Source organism: unidentified bacterial endosymbiont (assembly GCF_918797525.1).
GTDB lineage: Bacteria > Pseudomonadota > Gammaproteobacteria > Enterobacterales > Enterobacteriaceae > Enterobacter.
Genome location: NZ_OU963893.1, coordinates 2574820 through 2594554, shown reverse-complemented (window position 1 = coordinate 2594554; position 19735 = coordinate 2574820). Strand labels below are relative to the sequence as shown.

Genomic DNA, 19735 nt, shown 5'->3' with positions numbered 1-19735 from the left:
GGCGTGGCCGTTTGATATCCGGTAATTCATCATATTGCGGGCCGGAAGGTCTCAACGCAGCAGTGCCTGCAAAGCCTGACGCGCATCGGGCTGTACATCATGCGGATGTTGATAATCTATATTCTCGATAGCCCGGCTATAGAGTGCTACCAGCCAGTCGTACACGTAGGCGGTGGCGGCATGGACCGGCTGCTCACCCAGGCGCGTCAGGCGCGGTGTTTCGCTGCTCACGACTGGCGTAACGAAAATCGCCTGACCTTTACGGATGCGGCTTGCGGGCCGTTGGGCAACCGGCGTCTGGTCGTAACCCAGCCAGCCGATGAAGTTGCCCATCACGGCGTGCAGGTGTGCCGCACGACTTTTGTCCGACTCTACAATGCCCTGCAGCTGCAAAGGCAGGTTCAGCCGATAGCTGGTCGCGATGAGAACATCGGCGATCTGCTGTAGTATTGCCGGTTCCAGCCCCAGGCGTGCGGCGGCGGCGTCATTACGGCTCCACTGGCGCAGATGATTAATCCAGACCTTATGCGCCAGACGCGCCTTGTCTTTGGTCTGGAATGGTTCAGCACGCTGCAGGACGTTTTCGCCAAACAGATCAATGGTATCGTTAAACAGTCCGTTCACCTGCTCCTCCCGGGGTTGCTGCACAGCCAGAAGCGTCTCAAACGCGGTAAGCGGCGCCAGCAGACCTTCAAGCAGTTCACCGTGGCGGGCCGCGCTGGCTTGTAGCGTTCGCACCATGCTCTCTGCCTGAGAGCGTCTTGCGTCTGGTTCCTGAACGAGGGGATCAAGATAGCTCTGCATCAGCGTTGACAGTTCGTGCTTAAGCAGGGTTTGTAATGTACGAAGACGCGTGTGACGCTGAGATGCTAACGTCGCCTGGGACAACCACTCGATCACGCGCTGCATGCTATGGCCGTCCAGCGCCTGCAGGGTGCCCCAGCGCAGGCCGGGTTTGCCCAATAAATGCTGTACGGCCTCATCAAGATTTTGCCGGGTGGTAAACCGCGCATCGTGAGGGGTAATCGCCCACACCAGCCCCGGCAGGGCAGACTCTTCTGCTGGCTGAGTCTCTTTGACCCATTTCAGCAGAACGCTGGCCTTTTTGGCCGTTTGTTCATGAAGCGCTGTCGCGTTGCAAATAACCAGCACATCGGGCTGCAACTGCTGGCGATAATGTTCGAGCAGCCACTGGTTTTTGGCCTGAATTAACGGATCGGTATCCTGGTCAGAAAAGACCGGGATATCAATGATGTCTACCTTATCCAGGGCGCTATTTTCTACAGGCAGCGCCAGTTCGCGGGTCAGGAAGGCCAGCACGTCGACAGGGATACTGATGGCGTTGAGCATCTCGCCATTGTGCAACGGGTGGAGCAGGGTCTCCTGGGCTTCCGGTTCGGCAAATGCGCCGCAGGTAAGGAACCCTTCGCCCGGCAGACCAACCTTATCCACCAGCAGGCTCAGCGGCGCGGCAAGTTCTCCGGCATGGCTGGTTTGATGCAAAACCTGTGCGAGCGCTAACCACTGCTGGGTTAACGCCTGTTGCTCACCCCACAGCAATGACCAGACGCTGGCGCGGGTGCTGAGATCGAGTGAAGGCACCAGCAGGGCCAACTGATGCCACAGCGCATCATCAATTTGCTGTTTTGTACCCGGCACGGTACTTTGCCAGAAGCGGGCAATCGCCGCCACTTCCTGCGCGCAGATCCCAGGCACAGCCTGCGGCTGACGTAGCCCGCGCCATTTCTCCAGACGGGCTTCAATGACCGATTTCTCAACCGCGGTGATCTGCGGATGCTGAGAGGCGCGCGTAATAAACAGTTGCACCAGCTCGGCTTCGGTGACCAGGCTCAGGCGAAGCGGAAATGCCTCATCAGCGATATCGACATTCACGCGGGTGAAACGCACGGCCATGTTGGTCAGGGCATGCCCTGGGTTGATGTGGGAAAAATAGTCGAAGGTGCGCTGCCCGGGGGCGACGTTCAGCCGACCATTGCCGCTGCCGCACAGCGACAGAAGCAGATGGGCTTTGGCCTCCTGAGAATGACCGTACAGCCCAATGCTGCTCTGGCGATGAAGGGCGCGTTCAATAGCCTGTTCCCGGGCCTGCAGCGCATATACGCGCGTGAGCAGGGCGTCGGCATCGTTATCCAGCGCAGGGGCATTAAGCCGCGTCTCGTTAATCCACCCGACTAAGGCCTGAGTAGTGGTCGTGGTCGCTCTCATTTCAGGTATACGCTCCCGCTGTCGATCCAGTAGTGGCTACCGCTATGACGGCGATCGGCCAGGGTATTGAGTTTAAAGGTTAAGGCATCCGCGGGCACCGGTGTTCCATCCTGCAGCCAGGCGTCGCTCAGCTCAAAGGCCTCCGGGCCTTCATGCTTGCCGCCCCCACGCAATGTCAGCCGCACGTTGAGTACGCCATCGCCTGCGATCGCTTTTGCCAGTTCGGCTGAGTTGATGCTCAGGCTATACAGCGGTGTGGCAGGCCAGCGAGCGTTAGCCAGTTGCCGGAAGCCGAGCGTCACATTGCCGCGTAGCGGGAAATGCAGACGCGCGTCCAGCTTCGCGCCTGGCTTATCGAGGTCAATGTCCTGATACCAGACGTTTTCTTCCCGCAGGGTATTTACCGTGTTGTCCAGCACGCCCAGGTAACGCACCGTGGAGTAAGCGCCAATGTCGGCGGCCTTGAAATTAAAGCGCGGCAAACGCAGATCGAGCGCCAGGCTGCACAGCATCGCCCCTACGGCGGCAGTCGATTTCGGGTTGCCAATGCGTCCCTGCTGGCTGAACGGATACCATTCATGTACCTGATACTTATCCAGCCAGACGATGCGGTTAACCGGAACCGGCTGGAGGTGGCGAATTAACGCCTGCACGCCCGGCAGACAGCCGGGACGACCGGTGATCAGCAGGATATCGCAACTGTAGTAGGAGATAGCCTCGCATACCGCATGAAGCGGGGCGGCCAGCGTGAACTGACCGGCCAGCATCGCGTCCTGCATCTCGTGGAAGTTTACATGCAGCGGTACCGAGAACAAATCAAAAGCTTCCGAACCCGCCGGCAGGGTATGATCTATCGCCTGTTGCAGGTAATGCATGACGTTTCGCGTCGGTTTTTGCATCAGCAAATCACCGAAGGTGGCATGTAAACCAGCCAGCGGGTCGTCGATATCGCTGGACTCCCACGCGGCCAGAATGGCATGCCCGATTGGCATGAAGAGCTGAAGCGCCGTTTGCTGGCGTAGCACCGCCTGGGTATCAATACGCCCGGAGTCACCAAACAGCGACGCCAGCAGCAGGGAGGCATCCGCGATACCGGATTTCTGTAGCTGCGTTTGCAGGGCAGGCAGCACGTAGCGCTGAATGACATCCAGCAGGGTGTCATCCCCCGCCACCTTAAACCCTTCGCGGAACAGAAGCTGTGGCGTGATTTTCACATTATTACCGGAACCGTCATCGAGCTGATAATGCGTAATAGCCATATCCGTTGTGCCACCGCCGATGTCGATAGAGGCCACACGCAGAGATCGCCCCGGCTGAATGCCTGGCTCAGGTTCACTGTCCGGACGGGCGAGGGAGGCGAAGAAGGCTTCCGTCTGCCCACCGAAATGGGAAATGGCTTCGTTGTACAGCCATACCAGTTGCCCACAGCTTGCTTCATCCCACTCCATCTGAATGTCCGGAACCGGGACGACGCTCTTTTCCTGCTGTTTATGGCTGGCAAAATCTTCGTCCTGCGGGTGCCAACCCATCGCTTTCCAGACAATGGCGATCGCTTCGAACATGCGGCGACGGAAGATCTCGCGTTCCTGCTTCGGCATCGCCGATGGTAGGGTGAGGATCAGCGTGCGCAGTTGACGTGGCGAAGCCGGAAAGCCCAGACGTAAGCGCGTGGCGACACTGTTAATCTGTCCCAGCGCCTGCGCCAGCAGTTCGCACAGCATGTGCGTCATCAGCGTGCTGCGGCTGTACTGGGGTGAAAACACCGGCAAACGCTCATCCTGCGGCAGCGTGAAAAGCGGTTCGCCGTCATCGTTCATCAGGTTCATTAGCGGGAACGCGGTGGCCAGCGGTTCGCGCTGGGTCTTGCTGTTCATCTGGCTAAAACGCCAGTCCTGCACCACCGGGGTTTCATCCCACAGATAGCGACGCGGACTGGAAATACCGCTGTTGCCTTCGGTCCCCAGCCGCTGCATTGCCAGCTTGCGAGCCTCATCGCCGACGCGGACGATGGATGGCCAGACAAAGGCATCTTCACGGCCACTTTCGACCGAAAAATGGTGTTTGCCAAACCGGGCCTCCGAGAACTCAAGGCGGCTGGTGAAAAGTGGTTCATTCAGGAACTGGGGTTCGCTTAATGAACGCACCTGCAGCTCGGCAGTCTGCCGCAGGCCGTCGTTCGCATCGCCATGATCTTCGATAATCACGCCGCAGGTATGGGTATTGCCCACGTCGAGGATCAGGTCGACGGGGATCGCGGGGGTACTGAGCGTATGGGTAACAAACTTTACTTCAGGCACGGTGAGTTGTTCGCCGAGCATGGCCAGCACGTTGAGCCAGTGCGCCTGATACTCAAAGCCGCGCATCGCCTGCTGCAGGTCGCGCTCAGAGCGGTTTTCAACGCTTGTTGCAAACTGGGTGAACGCCTCGCGCAGCCAGCCGTCTATCCATGTCTGGTCGAGGAAGTTTTCCACCTCGTCATCACGCCAGGCCAGCGCAAAGCGGGTCCCGTTGAGAATATCGTTTTTGACCGGGGCGAGGGCGAAGTTGGCATGTTCCGCTATCTGGCTATCGAGCGCCAGCGTAACGCGGTGGGTATTGCCTGCGGGGTCAGCCGCATCCAGTTTGCGTACCTGAACCCGAGCCCAGTTATCGGGGCCGTCAACAAAAGTACGCGGCGGGTTAAAGCGCAGGAAGGGAACCGGTAGCCATACGCCGTCAAGCACCGCCAGCGAGTGGTGTAGCGGAATTGTGGTCTCGGGTTTGACCACCTCAGGCTGACCGCCGCCCGTTACCGGTAGCGTGTAACGGCCATTCACCAGGTCGAAATTGAGGCGCAAAAGCGGGCCATTGGCGGTTTTACGTACGAAACGCCCATTGCTGGCGGTGTCCTGCGGAGTGAGGCCAAAATCAAGGAATTGTACGCCGCTGTTGGCAATAAGCGTGACGCTCTGTTTATAGTCGCAAAGATTTACCCGCATAGAATCATACACCTGCTTTCTTGAACGTCAGTGGAACGACGGTTTTTGCATCATAGCGAGCCTGGCACTCTGCAATATCGCTGGTGCCTGCTTTACAGGCGATTTCCGGCATCGGGTAACGAGAACCGTCCGTACAGCGGGCATTACCCCGGCTTTTGATCATCAGCTCGCCAGTACTGTGCAGCCCTGAGAACACCTCAACGCGGCAGACGACATTATGGCCATGAACAACCCGGGCGAACCCTTTATTATTCTGGATCTGGTAGCGCAATGACGGCGGCTTGCCCGTGATCGGGTCCTTCACATCCAGCAACGCGCGCCAGGAGCCGTTCAGAAATCGGGTGGATCCGGCTTTCACCTGATTTGCTTCCATCACCATGGCGCCTTTCGGGATCGCCGCGATAATCACGGGCGGCGTTTCTGGCGCGGGAGCGGGGACTTGCACGTTGCGCTCGACAACGTCTGCCTGCTGCAGGGGAAGATGCATCGCCAGCAACTCGACGGCGTTAATTGATTTTGGCGCAAGGGCAACAGGCACAGGCTCTGCGGACGGTGCCTGCTTTGGCCACAGCAGCGGCGCGACGACGGCGGCCACCATCACTGCGGCAACGGGAAGCGACCACAGCGGCACGCGACGTTTTTTCGCCACGCTTGCAGGCGCACGTACCGGCGCCTGCGCTTCGGGCGCTGGCACAACAACCGCAGGCTCCGGTGCGTATAGCGCTTCCGGCGTGATACGCACCACAGATGCAGGGGGGATCAACGGCGCGTCGGTAACAGGTTCAGGCTCTGGATCTGGCTTTGCAATCACAACGGGAGCAGGTTCAGGAGCGAGCGATTCGCGCAAACAGTCAAGTACGTCGTCACGTGCGTTTTCATTGAGGTTCACAAAGCCCCAGAAGCTAATCACCGGTTTACCGTCAACCAGAAACAGGAAGTTTTCGCCCGGAAACTGAAAGGCTTTAGAGAGCAGGGAGCCGAAAAGTTGTTGCGCCGTTTTGGGCGACTGGAGGCATTTCTTACTCAGCGAATCAACGCAGGCCAGGGTATTTTCCAGATAGCGCAGGGCGCGTAATCGGTTCTCTTCGTCGGCGGCTTTCCAGCTGCACACGCGACCTTCGACAGGAGAGTACCAGTCAACGCGGTCGCCGCCATCGTTAACCTGTGGAATGGCCAGACAGTCGACGATGTCCTGCTGTTTGCGCAGGCGGAGTGCTTCACGGATTTGCAATGCTGATTCAAAAACGGCCTGACCGCCGCCGCCAACGGCCTGGAAATCATCCAGATTGCCGCTGCGTAAAAGAGTTTTTGCCACGATTTGATCCCATAGACTTCTTCACGCCGTCACTTTAACGAAAGGGGAAGGCAAACAAACGGAGGAAGAGACGCCAAAAGAGCCGATTTCTTGCGGCATAGAACCCTTGACGAATAATGTCACTTAAGGCAAATCACAGTCTGTATGCTGATGGTTAAACCAGCGAAAAACGCGGCTTTAGAATAACCTGATAGTGTTTCGTTATTTGCCAGGTCATAACGGCTGTGCTGTTATTACTTACACTATAAAAAAACGAAAGGGTTATAACCATGTCTACAGGGAAAACGCTGCTGGCCTTCGCGCTAAGCGCTCTTTTACCGGCAAGTGCCGCCTGGGCGGCGAGCAACGACACCATTATTTACTGCTCAGAGGCCTCGCCGGAGTCCTTCAACCCGCAGATTGCCAGCTCCGGCCCCTCATTTGTTGCCAGTTCTCAAGTGCTATATAATCGCCTGATCAATTTTGACCCGCAAAAAAACACCCCTGTTCCGTCACTGGCAGAGTCATGGACAATATCTCCCGACGGCAAGACTTATACGTTTACGCTGCGTAAGGGCGTAAAGTTCAACAGTAATAAATACTTCAAGCCGACCCGCGACTTTAATGCCGATGATGTCATTTTCTCCGTTATGCGTCAGAAAGACCCTAAACATCCATATCACCACGTTTCGCAGGGTAATTACGAATATTTTAATGATGTAGGGCTGGATAAGCTCATCCAGGTAATTAAGAAGACCGATGATTATCATGTTCAGTTTACCCTCAGCGAACCTAACGCGGCCTTCCTGGCCGACTGGGGAATGGATTTCGCATCCATTCTCTCGGCTGAATATGCTAACGACATGCTGAAAAAGGGAACACCTGAAAACGTCGATACCTGGCCCATCGGCACCGGGCCTTATGTATTGCAGCAGTACAAGGTGGATTCACTGATTCGCTATGTCGCCAACCCGAACTACTGGGACGGCCCCGTACCGACCAGGCACCTGATTTTCTCAATCACCCCCAACGCGGAAACACGCCTGGCGAAACTGCAAACTAACGAATGCCAGATTATTCCCGCGCCTTCGCCGGTACAGTTTGCTGTCATCAACAAAAATAAGGATCTGACGCTACATTCAGTGGATGCGCTGAACGTGGGCTACCTGGCGTTTAACACCGAGAAAAAACCCTTTGATAACGTGCTGGTGCGCCAGGCGCTGAACTATGCGACCGACAAGCAGGCCATCGTGAACGCGGTATTTATGGGGTCCGGTACGGTGGCAAAATCGCCCATCCCGCCCAACATGCTGGGCTTCAGGGAAGATCTGCAGGACTACCGCTACGATCCTGAAAAAGCGAAAGCCCTGCTCAAGCAGGCCGGTCTGGAGCAAGGCGCGGACGTTACGCTTTGGTCCATGCCAGTGCAACGGCCCTATAACCCAAATTCACGCCGTATTGCGGAAATGGTCCAGGCAGACTGGGCGAAAGTGGGCGTGAAGGCGAGAATCGTCTCATATGAATGGGGGGAATATCTTTCCGGCATGCGCAAAGGCGAGCATGACACCGCGCTGTTTGGCTGGATGTCCGATAACGGTGACCCGGATAATTTTGCCGATGTGCTGCTGGGGTGTAACAGCATTAAGACCGGTTCAAACGCCGCACGCTGGTGTGACAAGGGGTATGATTCCCTGGTCCAGAAAGCCAAACTAACCAGCAACCCCGCCGAGCGTGCGAAGCTGTACGGTCAGGCTCAGGACATTTTCTACCAGCAGGCGCCGTGGATTGCGCTGGCTAACGGCAAAACATTCTATGCAACCCGCAGTAATATCACGGGTTACAGCGTGAGCCTGATGGGAAGCGATTTCTCAAAAGCGAAACTGAACTGACGTCATGCCGGACCCGGCGTAGCCGCCATCCGGCAGTAAATTAGGAGTGACAATGTCACATTTAACCGAGATCACCGCCCGCGTTGATGCGGCCCTTGAAGAGAGCGTTATCGCGAATATGAATACATTGCTGATTGAATTAAGCGATGACGCCGGGCTGAGCCGCGAAGAGCGTTTTACCCAGCAACAGCGTCTACGTACCGCGATAGCCCATCACGGTAAGCAGCACAAGGAAGAGATGGACGCGCGCCACGAGCAACTGACGAAGGGCGGGACGATCCTCTAAAACTGACGCCTGGCGACCAGCCAGGCCCCCACGACCAGCATCGCTGCGCCGCACACCGGGCCAATCAGCGCGCGCAGAGGTATGCCGTTGCTTTTTAACACGTCCATCAATAGCCCGCCAATTAACTGGCTCGCCACCAGCACGGCGATAGTTGTCGCCGCGCCGACGTTCTGATATCCGCTGATACTGGCGAAAACAAAAAATGATCCTAATAGTCCGGGGATCAGGGTCCACCAGCGCACTGTGGAGGCCAGCTCGCCAAACCCGTTGAAGCCCTGTCTGAACCACAAAATAGAGATAAACAGCACGATACCCACCAGCGAATTCAACAGCATTGCGATAAGAATGGTGGAGGAGGTCTGGGTAATGCGCACCATCAGGGTATTTTGTACCACCAGCCCGACGCCCGCAGCGACCAGAAACGCCAGGGTCAGCGATTGATTCATGACATCTCATCCGGGTTGCTACGCTCGTCAAGCTGCAACTGCATAAAGGTTAAATCCAGCCAGCGGCCGAACTTGGTGCCCACCTGCGGCATTTGCCCGGTTGTCACAAAACCCAGCGTCTCATGCAGATGAACAGAGGCCTGGTTTTGCGCTTCAATACCGGCCACCATCACGTGTTTACCGATTTTACGGGCTTCAATAATTAACGCGTTCATTAATGTCCGACCAACGCCTTTACCCTGATGATCCGCATGAACGTAAACCGAATGTTCTACCGTATGGCGAAAGCCGTCAAAGGCTCGCCAGTCGCCGAAGGAAGCATATCCGGTGATAACGCCATCCTCTTCACTCACCAGTACCGGATATCCCATCAGCGTACGCGCCTCGAACCAGGCGATACGGTTATCGGTATCAACGGTGGTGTCGTTCCAGATTGCAGCGGTATGCACCACCGCATAATTGTAGATCTCACCTATTGCGGCGCAATCTACTTTACAGGCATGACGAACACGCATGGTTAGGCCCCGTATAAAATGTTTACTATAGTATTACGCAATAGCTACGATAGTACACAAGGCTGTGGTAAAGTCACTACAGCATAAGTCATATTATTTTGTTATGGAAAACGCCATTGAAATGCAGTTCATACACTATAGTATGACGTGATGAACACTATGACAGACACGATTAATCAACGCATTAGCGCAAGGATTCGCCTTGAACGTGAGTCTCGCGGCTGGTCATTGAGCGAGCTTGCCGAGCGTGCAGCTGTTTCACGCGCGATGATCCATAAGATTGAGCGCGGCGACAGTAGCCCAACGGCGACCTTGCTTGCCCGGCTCTCCGGTGCGTTCGGTATCAGCATGTCGACACTTATTGCCCGGGCAGAGATGCAGGAAGGGAAATTGCTACGCGTCGCGAACCAGCCTGTCTGGCGCGATCCGCAAACCCACTATCTGCGCCGCCACGTGTCGCCACGCACCGATTTGCCAATCGATCTGGTTCAGGTTGAATTGCCGGCAGGGAGCGATATCCCCATGCCTGCAGCATCCTACGCGCTGGCGCGTCAGCTGATCTGGCTTCAATCCGGTGAGCTGATATTTCAGGAAGGGGATACCCGCCACGAAATGCAGACCGGTGATTGCCTGGAGCTGGGGCCGCCTAACGATTGTCGGTTTATCAATGAAACCACTGAATCCTGTGTTTATCTGGTGGTCAGGCTGAATCAGTCTGGCTCGTAATGGTAATGCGAACTGTCGGATAATGCGCCAGGCTCTAATGACCATTGCACAATAAGGAGTTCCTTATGAATCAATCTGTTTTGCAAAACCGTCGCTGGGTTTTGGCAACACGTCCACACGGAGTGCCCGTCGCGGATAATTTCCGTCTGGAAGAACAACCTGTCCCCGTCCCTGGGCAAGGGCAGATCCTGCTGCGCACCGTGTGGTTGTCGCTGGACCCCTACATGCGCGGGCGGATGAGCGATGCACCTTCCTATTCACCGCCGGTCGACATTGGCGCGGTGATGGTGGGAGGAACGGTCAGTCGCGTTGAACAGTCGAACCATCCTGATTTCAAGGCGGGTGAATGGGTGCTGAGCTACAGTGGCTGGCAAGCGTATGCGCTTTCTGATGGCAGCGATGTGGTCAGCCTGGGGGAAAACCCCGACCATCCGTCGTGGTCGCTGGGTATCCTGGGAATGCCTGGCTTTACCGCGTACATGGGGCTGCTGGACATCGGGCAACCCAAATCTGGTGAAACGCTGGTGGTTGCCGCAGCGACAGGTCCGGTAGGCGCTACGGTGGGACAAATTGGCAAAATCAAAGGCTGTAAGGCGATCGGTGTGGCAGGCGGCGCTGAAAAATGCCGTCATGCGGTTGAGGTGCTGGGGTTTGACCAGTGTCTGGATCATCATGCTGAGGATTTTGCGGCACAGCTGGCTGAAGCCTGCCCGAACGGTATTGACGTCTATTATGAAAACGTAGGCGGTAAAGTGTTTGATGCGGTGCTGCCGCTACTGAATACCTCGGCTCGCGTCCCGGTTTGCGGTCTGGTAAGCGGCTACAACGCGACAGATTTGCCGCAAGGCCCGGACCGTTTGCCGTTGCTTATGGCCACCCTCCTCAAAAAGCGTATTCGGATGCAGGGCTTTATTATCGGCCAGGACTACGGTCACCGTATCCACGAGTTCCAGGCGCAAATGGGGCGCTGGCTGCAGGAGGGGAAAATCCACTATCGCGAACAGGTGACCGACGGGCTGGAGAATGCCCCACAAGCGTTGATCGGGCTACTTGAAGGGAAAAACTTCGGTAAAGTCGTGATCCGCGTGGCGGATGATTTCTGATAAAATCAGCTATGGCGGGATTACCCGCCATAAATATTTGTGAAAGTACGATATATTGTCTTTAATTAATTTGCACAAACAAACGCGCCATCAACATAGATGAGCCGAAAAATAGTACCACAACGTTATTTTATTTTTTAGCAAATGCTCCAATACCAGACATGAAGATACAGGATATATCTAACCGGCGTCGGTTTTGTTCTCCGGCGCTGAAAATAGCGTTTTGTTTGGTTACGGGAAGTGAACATGCTTGATTTGGATCATTTAGAAAAAGCGCAGAGAATCAGCTTAACTATGCAGGTTGAGATTAGTCTCAAAGGAGCTTTAATTACGGGGTCACTGAAGCCAGGGGCCAGACTCATTACTAAAGAGATTGCTGATAAATTAGGCACCAGTATCACGCCAGTGCGTGAAGCACTTCTGCGACTGGTCTCAGCAGGGGCACTGCATGCCACCCCGGCGCAGGCCTTTCTGGTGCCGGAGGTGACCCTGGATCGTTACAACGAAATCAACGCTATCAGAAAGCAGCTTGAACCCATGGCAGTGGCTGCGGCCTGTCGACATATGTCGGAAAGTAAACTGGCAATATTGAGGGAACTGTCCGATGCGTTTCATCAGGCGATGCACAACGGCAACGTTCAGCAGGCGTTGCAATCCAACCGCACGTTTCGTTTTACCCTCTATCAATATGCAGAAATGCCTACGTTGAGCGCATTAATTGAGCAACTATGGGTGCGCATTGGGCCATGCATTAACTATCTTCATGAACGGGGCAGCGATATCATCACTTTGCCTTATCACTATGCTGAACTCCTCTCGGCGCTGGAGCGCAAAGATGCCGATGCCAGCCAGAAGGCCATTAATAAATTGATTGATGAAGCAAATTTACTTTTACGAAAGCAATATTTCAATTGAGGAAGTATGTCACAGATGACCTTAATTTTGGCGTGAAAATTTTTACGTGATGAGTTCCTGGTGGCATTGCGCCATCAGGAATATTATCAAGATTTAAGCAAGCCCTTATATTCAGCGATTCTCTTCTTGTGCGCCGACGTGGATATAATTTTGCCATTTACTTCAGATTGATTGTTACTGGCTCTAAGAAGGAGCGTTTCGTTTTTTTTGTTAACGATAGTGCTTTTTTGCATTGGGTTGGCATTTAAATATTCATTAAGACGGCCTTGGCTCTGCGTATGTTTATAAAACCTGGCCGGGAGATAAGGGTCGATCCTGGCATATTGTAAAGGCTGGTTCTTTGAGCCCAGCATACCGTTAATATTAGCTTCATGCAGTGGGGAGAGGTATTCTTGCTCAGTGTGAAGTTTTTTTGCCAGCGCCAGACTGAAAATACCACATTCAGAAGAGCTTCGCTGAATATCCATTTCTGCAAGGGATAAATGACAGTCAGGTATGGGGTGTTTTTGCAGGGCAGTTTCTACTCTAACAGCCAGTAAAGCAGGACTCGTCAAAATAAAGTTTACGGGTTCGAACAATATTAGCGACGTTTTATCATTTATCTTTTTGTAATCAAGAACGCAACAGTGCATTCTGCTATACCCCATGTTGATGATGAACCTGGCAGATTCAATACCCTGCGCTATATTTTTTTCTATTTCCTCAGGCAGATCAAATGGAGACATTAAAAAATGAAGATTCATATCTGGATGCTTATGATTTGCTTGCGCAATCAAAGCGGGCATCATTTTCAAATCCATACGTGCATAATCCTTATGAAACCAGGTGTTATCCGCTATATCAGATTCTAAACGATTTATGATATTTTTAAGTTTTTCCTCACTGACAGGAATACTCTCCTCTTTTATAGGTGAGTGAGAGGGTCTAATAATCTTCGAAGTTGGTCCAATCATATATTTATCCTCGTTTGTGCGTGCGCCTGAGAATAACTGATAATCTTGATTGCGGTGAACCGCTGACATTATATTTTATATTGCAAAACATTTCGCAATGCAGAAGGGCGCATCGTTACGTTGGGCAGAGAAAAGAGGGGATAGTATTAAGAAATACCCGGCAGCGCTGTGCTGCCGGGTTACAATTACTCAAATCGGTAAGAGACCGACACTCCCACGCCATAGTTACGGCCCGGCGCGGGTTCGTAATAACGCCCGTTAGATTCATTCACAATTACTGAGCCAACATACTCTTTATCGAACAAATTATCGACGCGACCAAAGAGATCCATTCCCCAGCTACCGTAGTTGAGTTTATACCCGGTATTCAGCCCGACTACTGTGTAAGACGGGGCTTTAGCGGTATTTTCGTCGTCGGCCATGATATCGCTCATGTAACGTACGTCTGTTCCCGCGTACCAGCCCTCTGCAGGCTGCCAGCCGAACGACGCGTAACCCATGTTGCGTGCAATGCCCGGCATCCGGTTACCGTTACACTCTGCATCGCCGCACACGTTGGTGCGGTAGGTTGCGTCCAGATAGGTCCATGCCATCTTCAGCTTCCAGTTTTCAGCAAACTGCTGATCAAGGGAGAGTTCAACCCCCTGACGACGCGTTTTACCGGCATTTTTATAGCTGGTACGTCCGCCGGAACTGGCATCAGCCACAATCTCATTATCGGTGTCGGTGCGGAACAGCGCTGCCGTCAGCAGGCCGTTGCCGACGCGGGTTTTGCTACCCACTTCATACGTGTTGTTCGTGGACGGCTTAAGACCAAAATTCAGCCCGCCTTTATCATCTGAACGATAAGAGAGTTCATTGATGGTAGGGGTTTCGAACCCGCGTCCAGCCGCGGCATACAGATTCCACGCGTCGGTCACGGCGTATTTCACGGACCCGGCCGGTAGCCATTTGTGATAACTTGCCTCGCCGCTATCATCGCCATTCCCCGGGGTAACATAATGATCGTTAGAATCGAACCACACGGAGCTGTAACGCACGCCCGCATCCACAGAGAGTTTCTGCGTTAACTGCCAGCGGGTCTGCAGATAAGGATCGACATTCCACATCAGGTTACGTTCGTTACGACGCTTGTCACCCTTCACGCCATACTCCGGTACACCGTTGCTCATGACGAAATTCTCGTATCCGCGACGATCTTCGCTCATGTTTTCGTAGTTGAGCCCGGTGGTAAAGGTGACCGGAACCAGCACTTCTCCGCGGTGCGTCCAGCGAGTATCAACGCCCTGATAGTGACGTTGCATATCAATTACGCCGCCGGAGTGTGTTGGCCTCAGCTGCGGCTGATAAGGAATCGACTGGTACTGCGTCATTTCACGCTCACCGGCGTACATCTTTACGCTCAGATCGTCCTGCTCGCTCAACTGACGATCGTAGCGCAGCCCGGCCTGCGTCTGCTTGATGGTTTTGCGGGTATTGTACTGGTCGCCGCGAGGAGACTGACGCGGGTTGCCACGCCACTCCTGATAATCCAGCCCCCCCGGATCGTTGGCTTTCATATCGACGCTGTTAAAGAGCAGCGTCAGCTTGCTGACGTCGTCTATACGCACGCCCAGTTTGGCATTCGCGAGGTTTTTACGCGCGCCGCTGTGGTCGCGATAGCCTTTGGTGGTAAAGCGGGTGGTTGAAATGGTGTAGTCCACATCGCCCGCGTGCGTACCGTCGCCCATGGCGCCGGTGGCTTTCATTCCGTAGCGCCAGGTGCCGTTGCTGCCATAATAGCTACTGGCTTCAACGGTCGGTGGCTGCTTTCCGGTTTGGGTATTGATATTGATAACGCCCCCTGAAGCGTTGCCGTACAGGGCAGAAAAGGGGCCGCGCAATACTTCAACGCTATCCACGCTGGTGAGGTCGATATTTGAGGTCTGGCCTTGACCATCAGGCATGGTTGCCGGAATACCGTCCACGTACATGCGAATGCCGCGCACGCCAAAGGTGGATCGGGCGCCAAACCCGCGCATTGAGAGCTGCAGATCCTGAGCATAATTCTGGCGGTTCTGAATTTGCAGGCCTGGGACGCTGGCGAGAGATTCAGACAGATTAATTCGCGGTGCTGCCTGGCGCATATCATCGCCATTAACCACGCTCACCGCGGCTGGCGTATCCAGCTCAGAGACGGTTTGCGGCGTAGCGCTAACGATCAGGGTCTGCTCATCTGCGCTCATGGCATCGATGGGCGCAAGAATGACAGGTACCAGCAACAATGGGAGCGTTGCCTTACGGGCAAAAATGATTTTCATGAATAAAACCGGTTATGTAATGAAAAACGAACCAAATGGAACATGTACACGTATGTTAAATCTTTTGTAAATGTTTTGAAAACTATAACCGCACATTGCGTTAATGATAGGGGCCAGGGAAAGAAAAACTCCACTTTTCTTTCATTAATGATTACTATTCTCATTAAAATAGCGGCAATGCCATGACGTTGCCTGCCGGAAGCCATGTCAGCCGTAAATCAGCAAATTTTAAAAGGAATTGTTATGTCTTTACGTCATCTGTGCTCGCCGCGACTGCGGGGTTCTCTGCTGTTAGGTTCTTTGATGCTTGCGGGTTCGTTCCAGGCTCATGCCGTTGAAAAAATGCTGCGTAAAGCGGTGGGTAAAGGCGCTTATGAGATGGCCGTGAGCCAGCAGGAGAACGCGCTGTGGGTGGCGACATCGCAAAGTCGTAAAATGGATAAGGGCGGCATTGTCTATCGCCTTGATCCGGTCACGCTGGACGTGACGCAAGCCATTCATAACGATCTCAAACCGTTTGGCGCGACCTTTGATAACGCGACTCAGACGCTGTGGTTTGGTAACACTACCAGTAGTGCGGTGACCGCGATCGACGCGAAAACGGGCGATGTGAAAGGGCGTCTGGTGCTTGACGAGCGCAAACGTAGCGAAACGGTCAAACCGCTGCAGCCGCGCCAGCTGGTAGCGGATGAAACCACCAATACGGTATACATCACCGGTATCGGTAAAGAGAGCGTCATCTGGGTCGTGGATTGTGCAACGTTAAAGCTGAAAGAGACTATCGCCGATACCGGCAAGTTCAGCACCGGCCTGGCGCTGGACGCGCAGGCAAAACGGCTCTATACCACCAACGCTGACGGCGAGCTGGTGACAATTGATACGGCGACTAATAAAATCCTGAGTCGTAAAAAAATTCAGGACGACGGCAAAGAGCATTTTTATCTGAACCTGAGCCTTGATACCGCCGGGCAACGCGCCTTTGTCACCGATTCAAAACAGCCGGAAGTGCTGGTAGTCAGCCTGAAAGAGGGCAGCGTGATGGCGAAAATCGCGGCGCCAGAATCGCTGGCGGTTCTGTTTAATCCGGCGCGCAATGAAGCATACGTTACGCACCGCGAAGCAGGAAAGGTAAGCGTTATTGATACCAAAAGCTACAAGGTCATCAAAACCTACGATACGCCGGTTCATCCAAATAGCCTGGCGCTCTCTGCCGATGGCAAGACGCTGTACGTGACGGTGAAGCAAAAATCGACCCGCCAGCAGGAAGCGACCCGGCCTGACGACGTAATACGTATCGCGCTGTAAGGCGATAAAAAAGGGAAGGCAATTTGCCTTCCCTGGTTAGTGGTTAACGCGACTTCTCTTCAATCAGCGGGCCGTCCTGCTTTTCATTCTCAGGATGAACCGGCGCGGTGAGGTGAATTTCATTTACGCGTTTACGCACGCCAAACCACCCAGCGATGAGCAGTACCGCCAGCAGAGGAATGGTGGCGATGGTGTAAGTACCGTTCGGGTAATCGAACGCCATCAGCACCAGGACGCTGAGCAGGAAGAGCAGGGTGAGCCACGAGGTCACCGGCGCGCCTGGCAGCTTAAAGCTCACTTCAGCAGCTTTGCCTTCTTTAATCGCTTTGCGAAGACGCATCTGGCAAATCACGATAAAGGCCCAGGAGGCGATAATGCCAATCGCGGCGACGTTCAGTACGATCTCAAATACGCGAGACGGCACCAGATAGTTCAGGAACACGCCAAAGACATACACCACCAGCGTCGCCAGGATCCCCGCATAGGGGACCTGCTGCTTGCTCATCTTCGACATGAACTTTGGCGCAGAGCCGCCCATCGACATGGAGCGCAGAATACGACCGGTAGAGTAAAGGCCGGAGTTCAGGCTGGACAGGGCAGCCGTTAGCACCACGATGTTCATAATGCTGCCAACGTAAGGGACACCCAGTTTAGAGAAAAAGGTGACAAACGGACTCTGGCCCGCCTGATATGCATTCCACGGCAACAGCAGTACCAGCAGCGCCACGGAACCAACATAGAACAGGCCGATACGCCAGATCACGCTGTTGATCGCTTTTGGCACCATGGTCTGCGGGTCTTTACATTCACCCGCTGCTGTCCCGACCAGTTCGATAGAGGCGAAGGCGAACACCACGCCCTGAACCAGCACCAGCGCAGGCAGGAGTCCGTGCGGGAAGAAACCGCCGTTATCGGTTATCAGATGGAAGCCGGTGGTATTACCATCCAGCGGCTTGCCGCTGCCCAGGAATACCGTACCGACCACCAGGAAGACCACGATCGCCAGCACCTTCACGAGGGCAAACCAGAACTCCATCTCAGCGAACCACTTCACGCCGATCATGTTCATGGTACCGACAATCGCCAGCGCGCCGAGGGCGAACACCCATTGAGGAACATCGCCAAACGCGCCCCAGTAGTGCATATACAACGCCACGGCGGTGATATCCACGATCCCGGTCATTGCCCAGTTAACAAAGTACATCCAGCCTGCGACATAAGCGGCTTTCTCACCGAGGAATTCGCGAGCGTAAGAGACAAAACTGCCGCTGGAAGGGCGGTGAAGAACCAGTTCGCCCAGCGCACGAAGGATAAAAAACGAGAAGATCCCGCACACCAGATACACCAGGGCGAGAGCCGGCCCCGCCATCTGCAGACGCGCGCCTGCACCTAAAAACAGACCCGTGCCGATAGCGCCGCCGATGGCGATCATTTGCACCTGGCGGTTACCCATCGCCTTTTGATAGCCCGCTTCATGAGAGTTCAACCAGCGACGTTTCGCAGCATGATGATCGGATGCGCTTTTATTGCTTGTATTCATTGAGTTACCTGTTTTACCCGTCTGTCCTGTTGTCATCGTTTTCTGTCTGGCAGAGGGAAAACCAAACGATTGCCTCTGTGCAGACACATGCCGCCTTTCCAGTCATTCTGCGTATGGATAAGGTGAAACATGGCGAGGCATCCTACCCGCAATTGATCAGTGACGCAAAATATAACCGTGCCGAAAGTGACGCACCTCGAAGGAAATTGTGTGCTCAGAACAGATGAAGGCCACAAGGCGCTGAATTGTGGTGTATTTTTAGACAAATCACGCACTGACAGAGCGTATTAAACATCAGATTTGCTTGATGATTCCCCCCCGGAGAACGCTCAAGTCTGGCGTAATGACTCTACCAGCAGAGCAAACGCGGTGGTGTGTTGACGGCGGCTGGGGTAGTAAAGATGATAGCCGTCAAATGTCGGGCACCATGCTTCTAAAACCTGGATTAACCGTCCTCCGGCGAGCGCCTCCCGGACGCTATCTTTAGGCACATAGGCAAGCCCCAGTCCGCTTTCGGCAGCATCGATACGCTGCGTCAGGCTATTAAGTGTGAGCTGGCCTTCCACCCGCACGCGCAGTTCGCGTCCGTCACGCTCAAACTCCCAGGCATATAACCCACCGCGCGTCGGCAGGCGCATATTGATGCAGCGGTGCTGAGCAAGCTGATCCGGCGTTTGTGGCACGCCGAAACGCTGCAAATAATCCGCCGAGCCAACCACGGCCATGGGCATATCCGGCGCGATCCGTAGCGCAATCATATCTTTCGCCACCTGGTCTCCCAGACGCACGCCTGCGTCGAACCGGCCATCAACAATATCGGTGAGACCGTTATCGACCGTTACCTCAACGTTGATATCGGGATATTGCGCCATAAAAGGCTTCAGTACCGGCCACAGAACGGCGCTCATCGCATGTTCGCCGGCGGTAATGCGAATATTTCCCGCAGGCCTGTCGCGCGTATCCCGAAGCGCCGCTAATTCCTGTTCGATTTCCAGCAGATGCGGGCTTAAGCGCATGAAAAGCTGTTCTCCGGCTTCAGTGGGAACCACGCTGCGGGTGGTTCGGGTTAGCAAGCGGACATCCAGCCGGGCTTCCAGATTACGCATCGCATGGCTCAGCGCTGATTGCGAAACCCCCAACTGCGCCGCTGCTCGCGTGAAGCTGCGCTCGCGGGCGACAACTATAAAAGAGAGGAGATCATTGAAATTGTCTTTTAACATCGCGACGCACCTGATTTATGAATTATGCTCATGGTTCCT

The 19735-nt window shown here is 54.4% G+C and carries 15 protein-coding genes; 6 read left to right on the top strand and 9 right to left on the bottom strand.

The annotated features are described in order from the left end of the window. Positions 1–51: 51 nt before the first annotated feature. The 3 genes from NL510_RS12290 to NL510_RS12280 are packed head-to-tail and all read right to left on the bottom strand — an operon-like array spanning position 52 to position 6519. Positions 52–2226 carry a virulence factor SrfC family protein gene (locus tag NL510_RS12290; RefSeq protein ID WP_253377088.1) on the bottom strand — a complete coding sequence of 725 codons (2175 nt, stop codon included), beginning with the start codon at positions 2224–2226 and terminating at the stop codon, positions 52–54. Beyond that, positions 2223–5204, bottom strand: coding sequence for a virulence factor SrfB (locus NL510_RS12285; RefSeq protein WP_253377086.1), 2982 nt, complete (start codon positions 5202–5204; stop codon positions 2223–2225). Before NL510_RS12285 ends, NL510_RS12290 begins: the two co-directional genes overlap by 4 nt. Before the next feature lie 4 nt (positions 5205–5208). Next, complete coding sequence (locus tag NL510_RS12280; protein WP_253377084.1) at positions 5209–6519, bottom strand: SrfA family protein; 1311 nt, start codon at positions 6517–6519, stop codon at positions 5209–5211. Between the two features lie 269 nt (positions 6520–6788). Between NL510_RS12280 and NL510_RS12275 the strand changes: the two genes are divergently transcribed. Beyond that, the gene (locus NL510_RS12275) at positions 6789–8387 is read left to right on the top strand and encodes an ABC transporter substrate-binding protein (protein WP_253377082.1); all 1599 of its coding nucleotides are present in this window, start codon (positions 6789–6791) and stop codon (positions 8385–8387) included. 52 nt (positions 8388–8439) lie between these two features. Then, the gene (locus NL510_RS12270) at positions 8440–8673 is read left to right on the top strand and encodes a YdcY family protein (RefSeq protein ID WP_253377080.1); all 234 of its coding nucleotides are present in this window, start codon (positions 8440–8442) and stop codon (positions 8671–8673) included. Here NL510_RS12270 and NL510_RS12265 read toward each other — a convergent pair. Both NL510_RS12265 and NL510_RS12260 read right to left on the bottom strand, forming a co-directional pair. After that, on the bottom strand, positions 8670–9119 hold the full coding sequence (locus NL510_RS12265; RefSeq protein WP_253377078.1) for a DMT family transporter: 450 nt from the start codon (positions 9117–9119) through the stop codon (positions 8670–8672). The genes NL510_RS12270 and NL510_RS12265 overlap by 4 nt on opposite strands. Then, positions 9116–9634, bottom strand: coding sequence for a GNAT family N-acetyltransferase (locus NL510_RS12260; protein ID WP_253377077.1), 519 nt, complete (start codon positions 9632–9634; stop codon positions 9116–9118). Before NL510_RS12260 ends, NL510_RS12265 begins: the two co-directional genes overlap by 4 nt. A gap of 150 nt (positions 9635–9784) precedes the next feature. On the opposite strand from NL510_RS12260, the gene NL510_RS12255 reads away from it, so the two are divergent. From NL510_RS12255 to NL510_RS12245, 3 genes are all read left to right on the top strand, one after another. Further along, positions 9785–10360 (top strand): helix-turn-helix domain-containing protein, encoded by a 576-nt coding sequence (locus NL510_RS12255; RefSeq protein ID WP_253377075.1) that lies wholly within the window; start codon positions 9785–9787, stop codon positions 10358–10360. Between the two features lie 65 nt (positions 10361–10425). Then, a complete protein-coding gene (gene curA, locus NL510_RS12250; protein ID WP_253377073.1) occupies positions 10426–11463 on the top strand; it encodes an NADPH-dependent curcumin/dihydrocurcumin reductase in 1038 nt (345 codons plus the stop codon). A gap of 246 nt (positions 11464–11709) precedes the next feature. Then, the gene (locus tag NL510_RS12245; RefSeq protein WP_253377071.1) at positions 11710–12378 is read left to right on the top strand and encodes a GntR family transcriptional regulator; all 669 of its coding nucleotides are present in this window, start codon (positions 11710–11712) and stop codon (positions 12376–12378) included. Positions 12379–12464: 86 nt separating this feature from the next. Here the strand turns inward: NL510_RS12245 and NL510_RS12240 are convergent, their stop codons facing one another. Together NL510_RS12240 and pqqU are read right to left on the bottom strand one after the other, a co-directional pair. After that, entirely contained in the window at positions 12465–13331 is an 867-nt protein-coding gene (locus NL510_RS12240; protein WP_253377069.1) for a YopJ/AvrA family T3SS effector serine/threonine acetyltransferase, read from the bottom strand. Positions 13332–13516: 185 nt separating this feature from the next. Further along, positions 13517–15631 (bottom strand): TonB-dependent receptor PqqU, encoded by a 2115-nt coding sequence (gene pqqU, locus NL510_RS12235; RefSeq protein WP_253377067.1) that lies wholly within the window; start codon positions 15629–15631, stop codon positions 13517–13519. 243 nt (positions 15632–15874) lie between these two features. On the opposite strand from pqqU, the gene yncE reads away from it, so the two are divergent. Continuing rightward, on the top strand, positions 15875–16936 hold the full coding sequence (gene yncE / locus NL510_RS12230) for a 7-bladed beta-propeller protein YncE (RefSeq protein WP_253377065.1): 1062 nt from the start codon (positions 15875–15877) through the stop codon (positions 16934–16936). A gap of 43 nt (positions 16937–16979) precedes the next feature. Here yncE and ansP read toward each other — a convergent pair whose 3' ends face one another. Together ansP and NL510_RS12220 are read right to left on the bottom strand one after the other, a co-directional pair. After that, positions 16980–18476 (bottom strand): L-asparagine permease, encoded by a 1497-nt coding sequence (gene ansP / locus NL510_RS12225; protein WP_253377063.1) that lies wholly within the window; start codon positions 18474–18476, stop codon positions 16980–16982. A 329-nt stretch (positions 18477–18805) separates the two neighbouring features. Then, the gene (locus NL510_RS12220; protein ID WP_253377061.1) at positions 18806–19696 is read right to left on the bottom strand and encodes a LysR family transcriptional regulator; all 891 of its coding nucleotides are present in this window, start codon (positions 19694–19696) and stop codon (positions 18806–18808) included. Positions 19697–19735 lie beyond the last annotated feature (39 nt).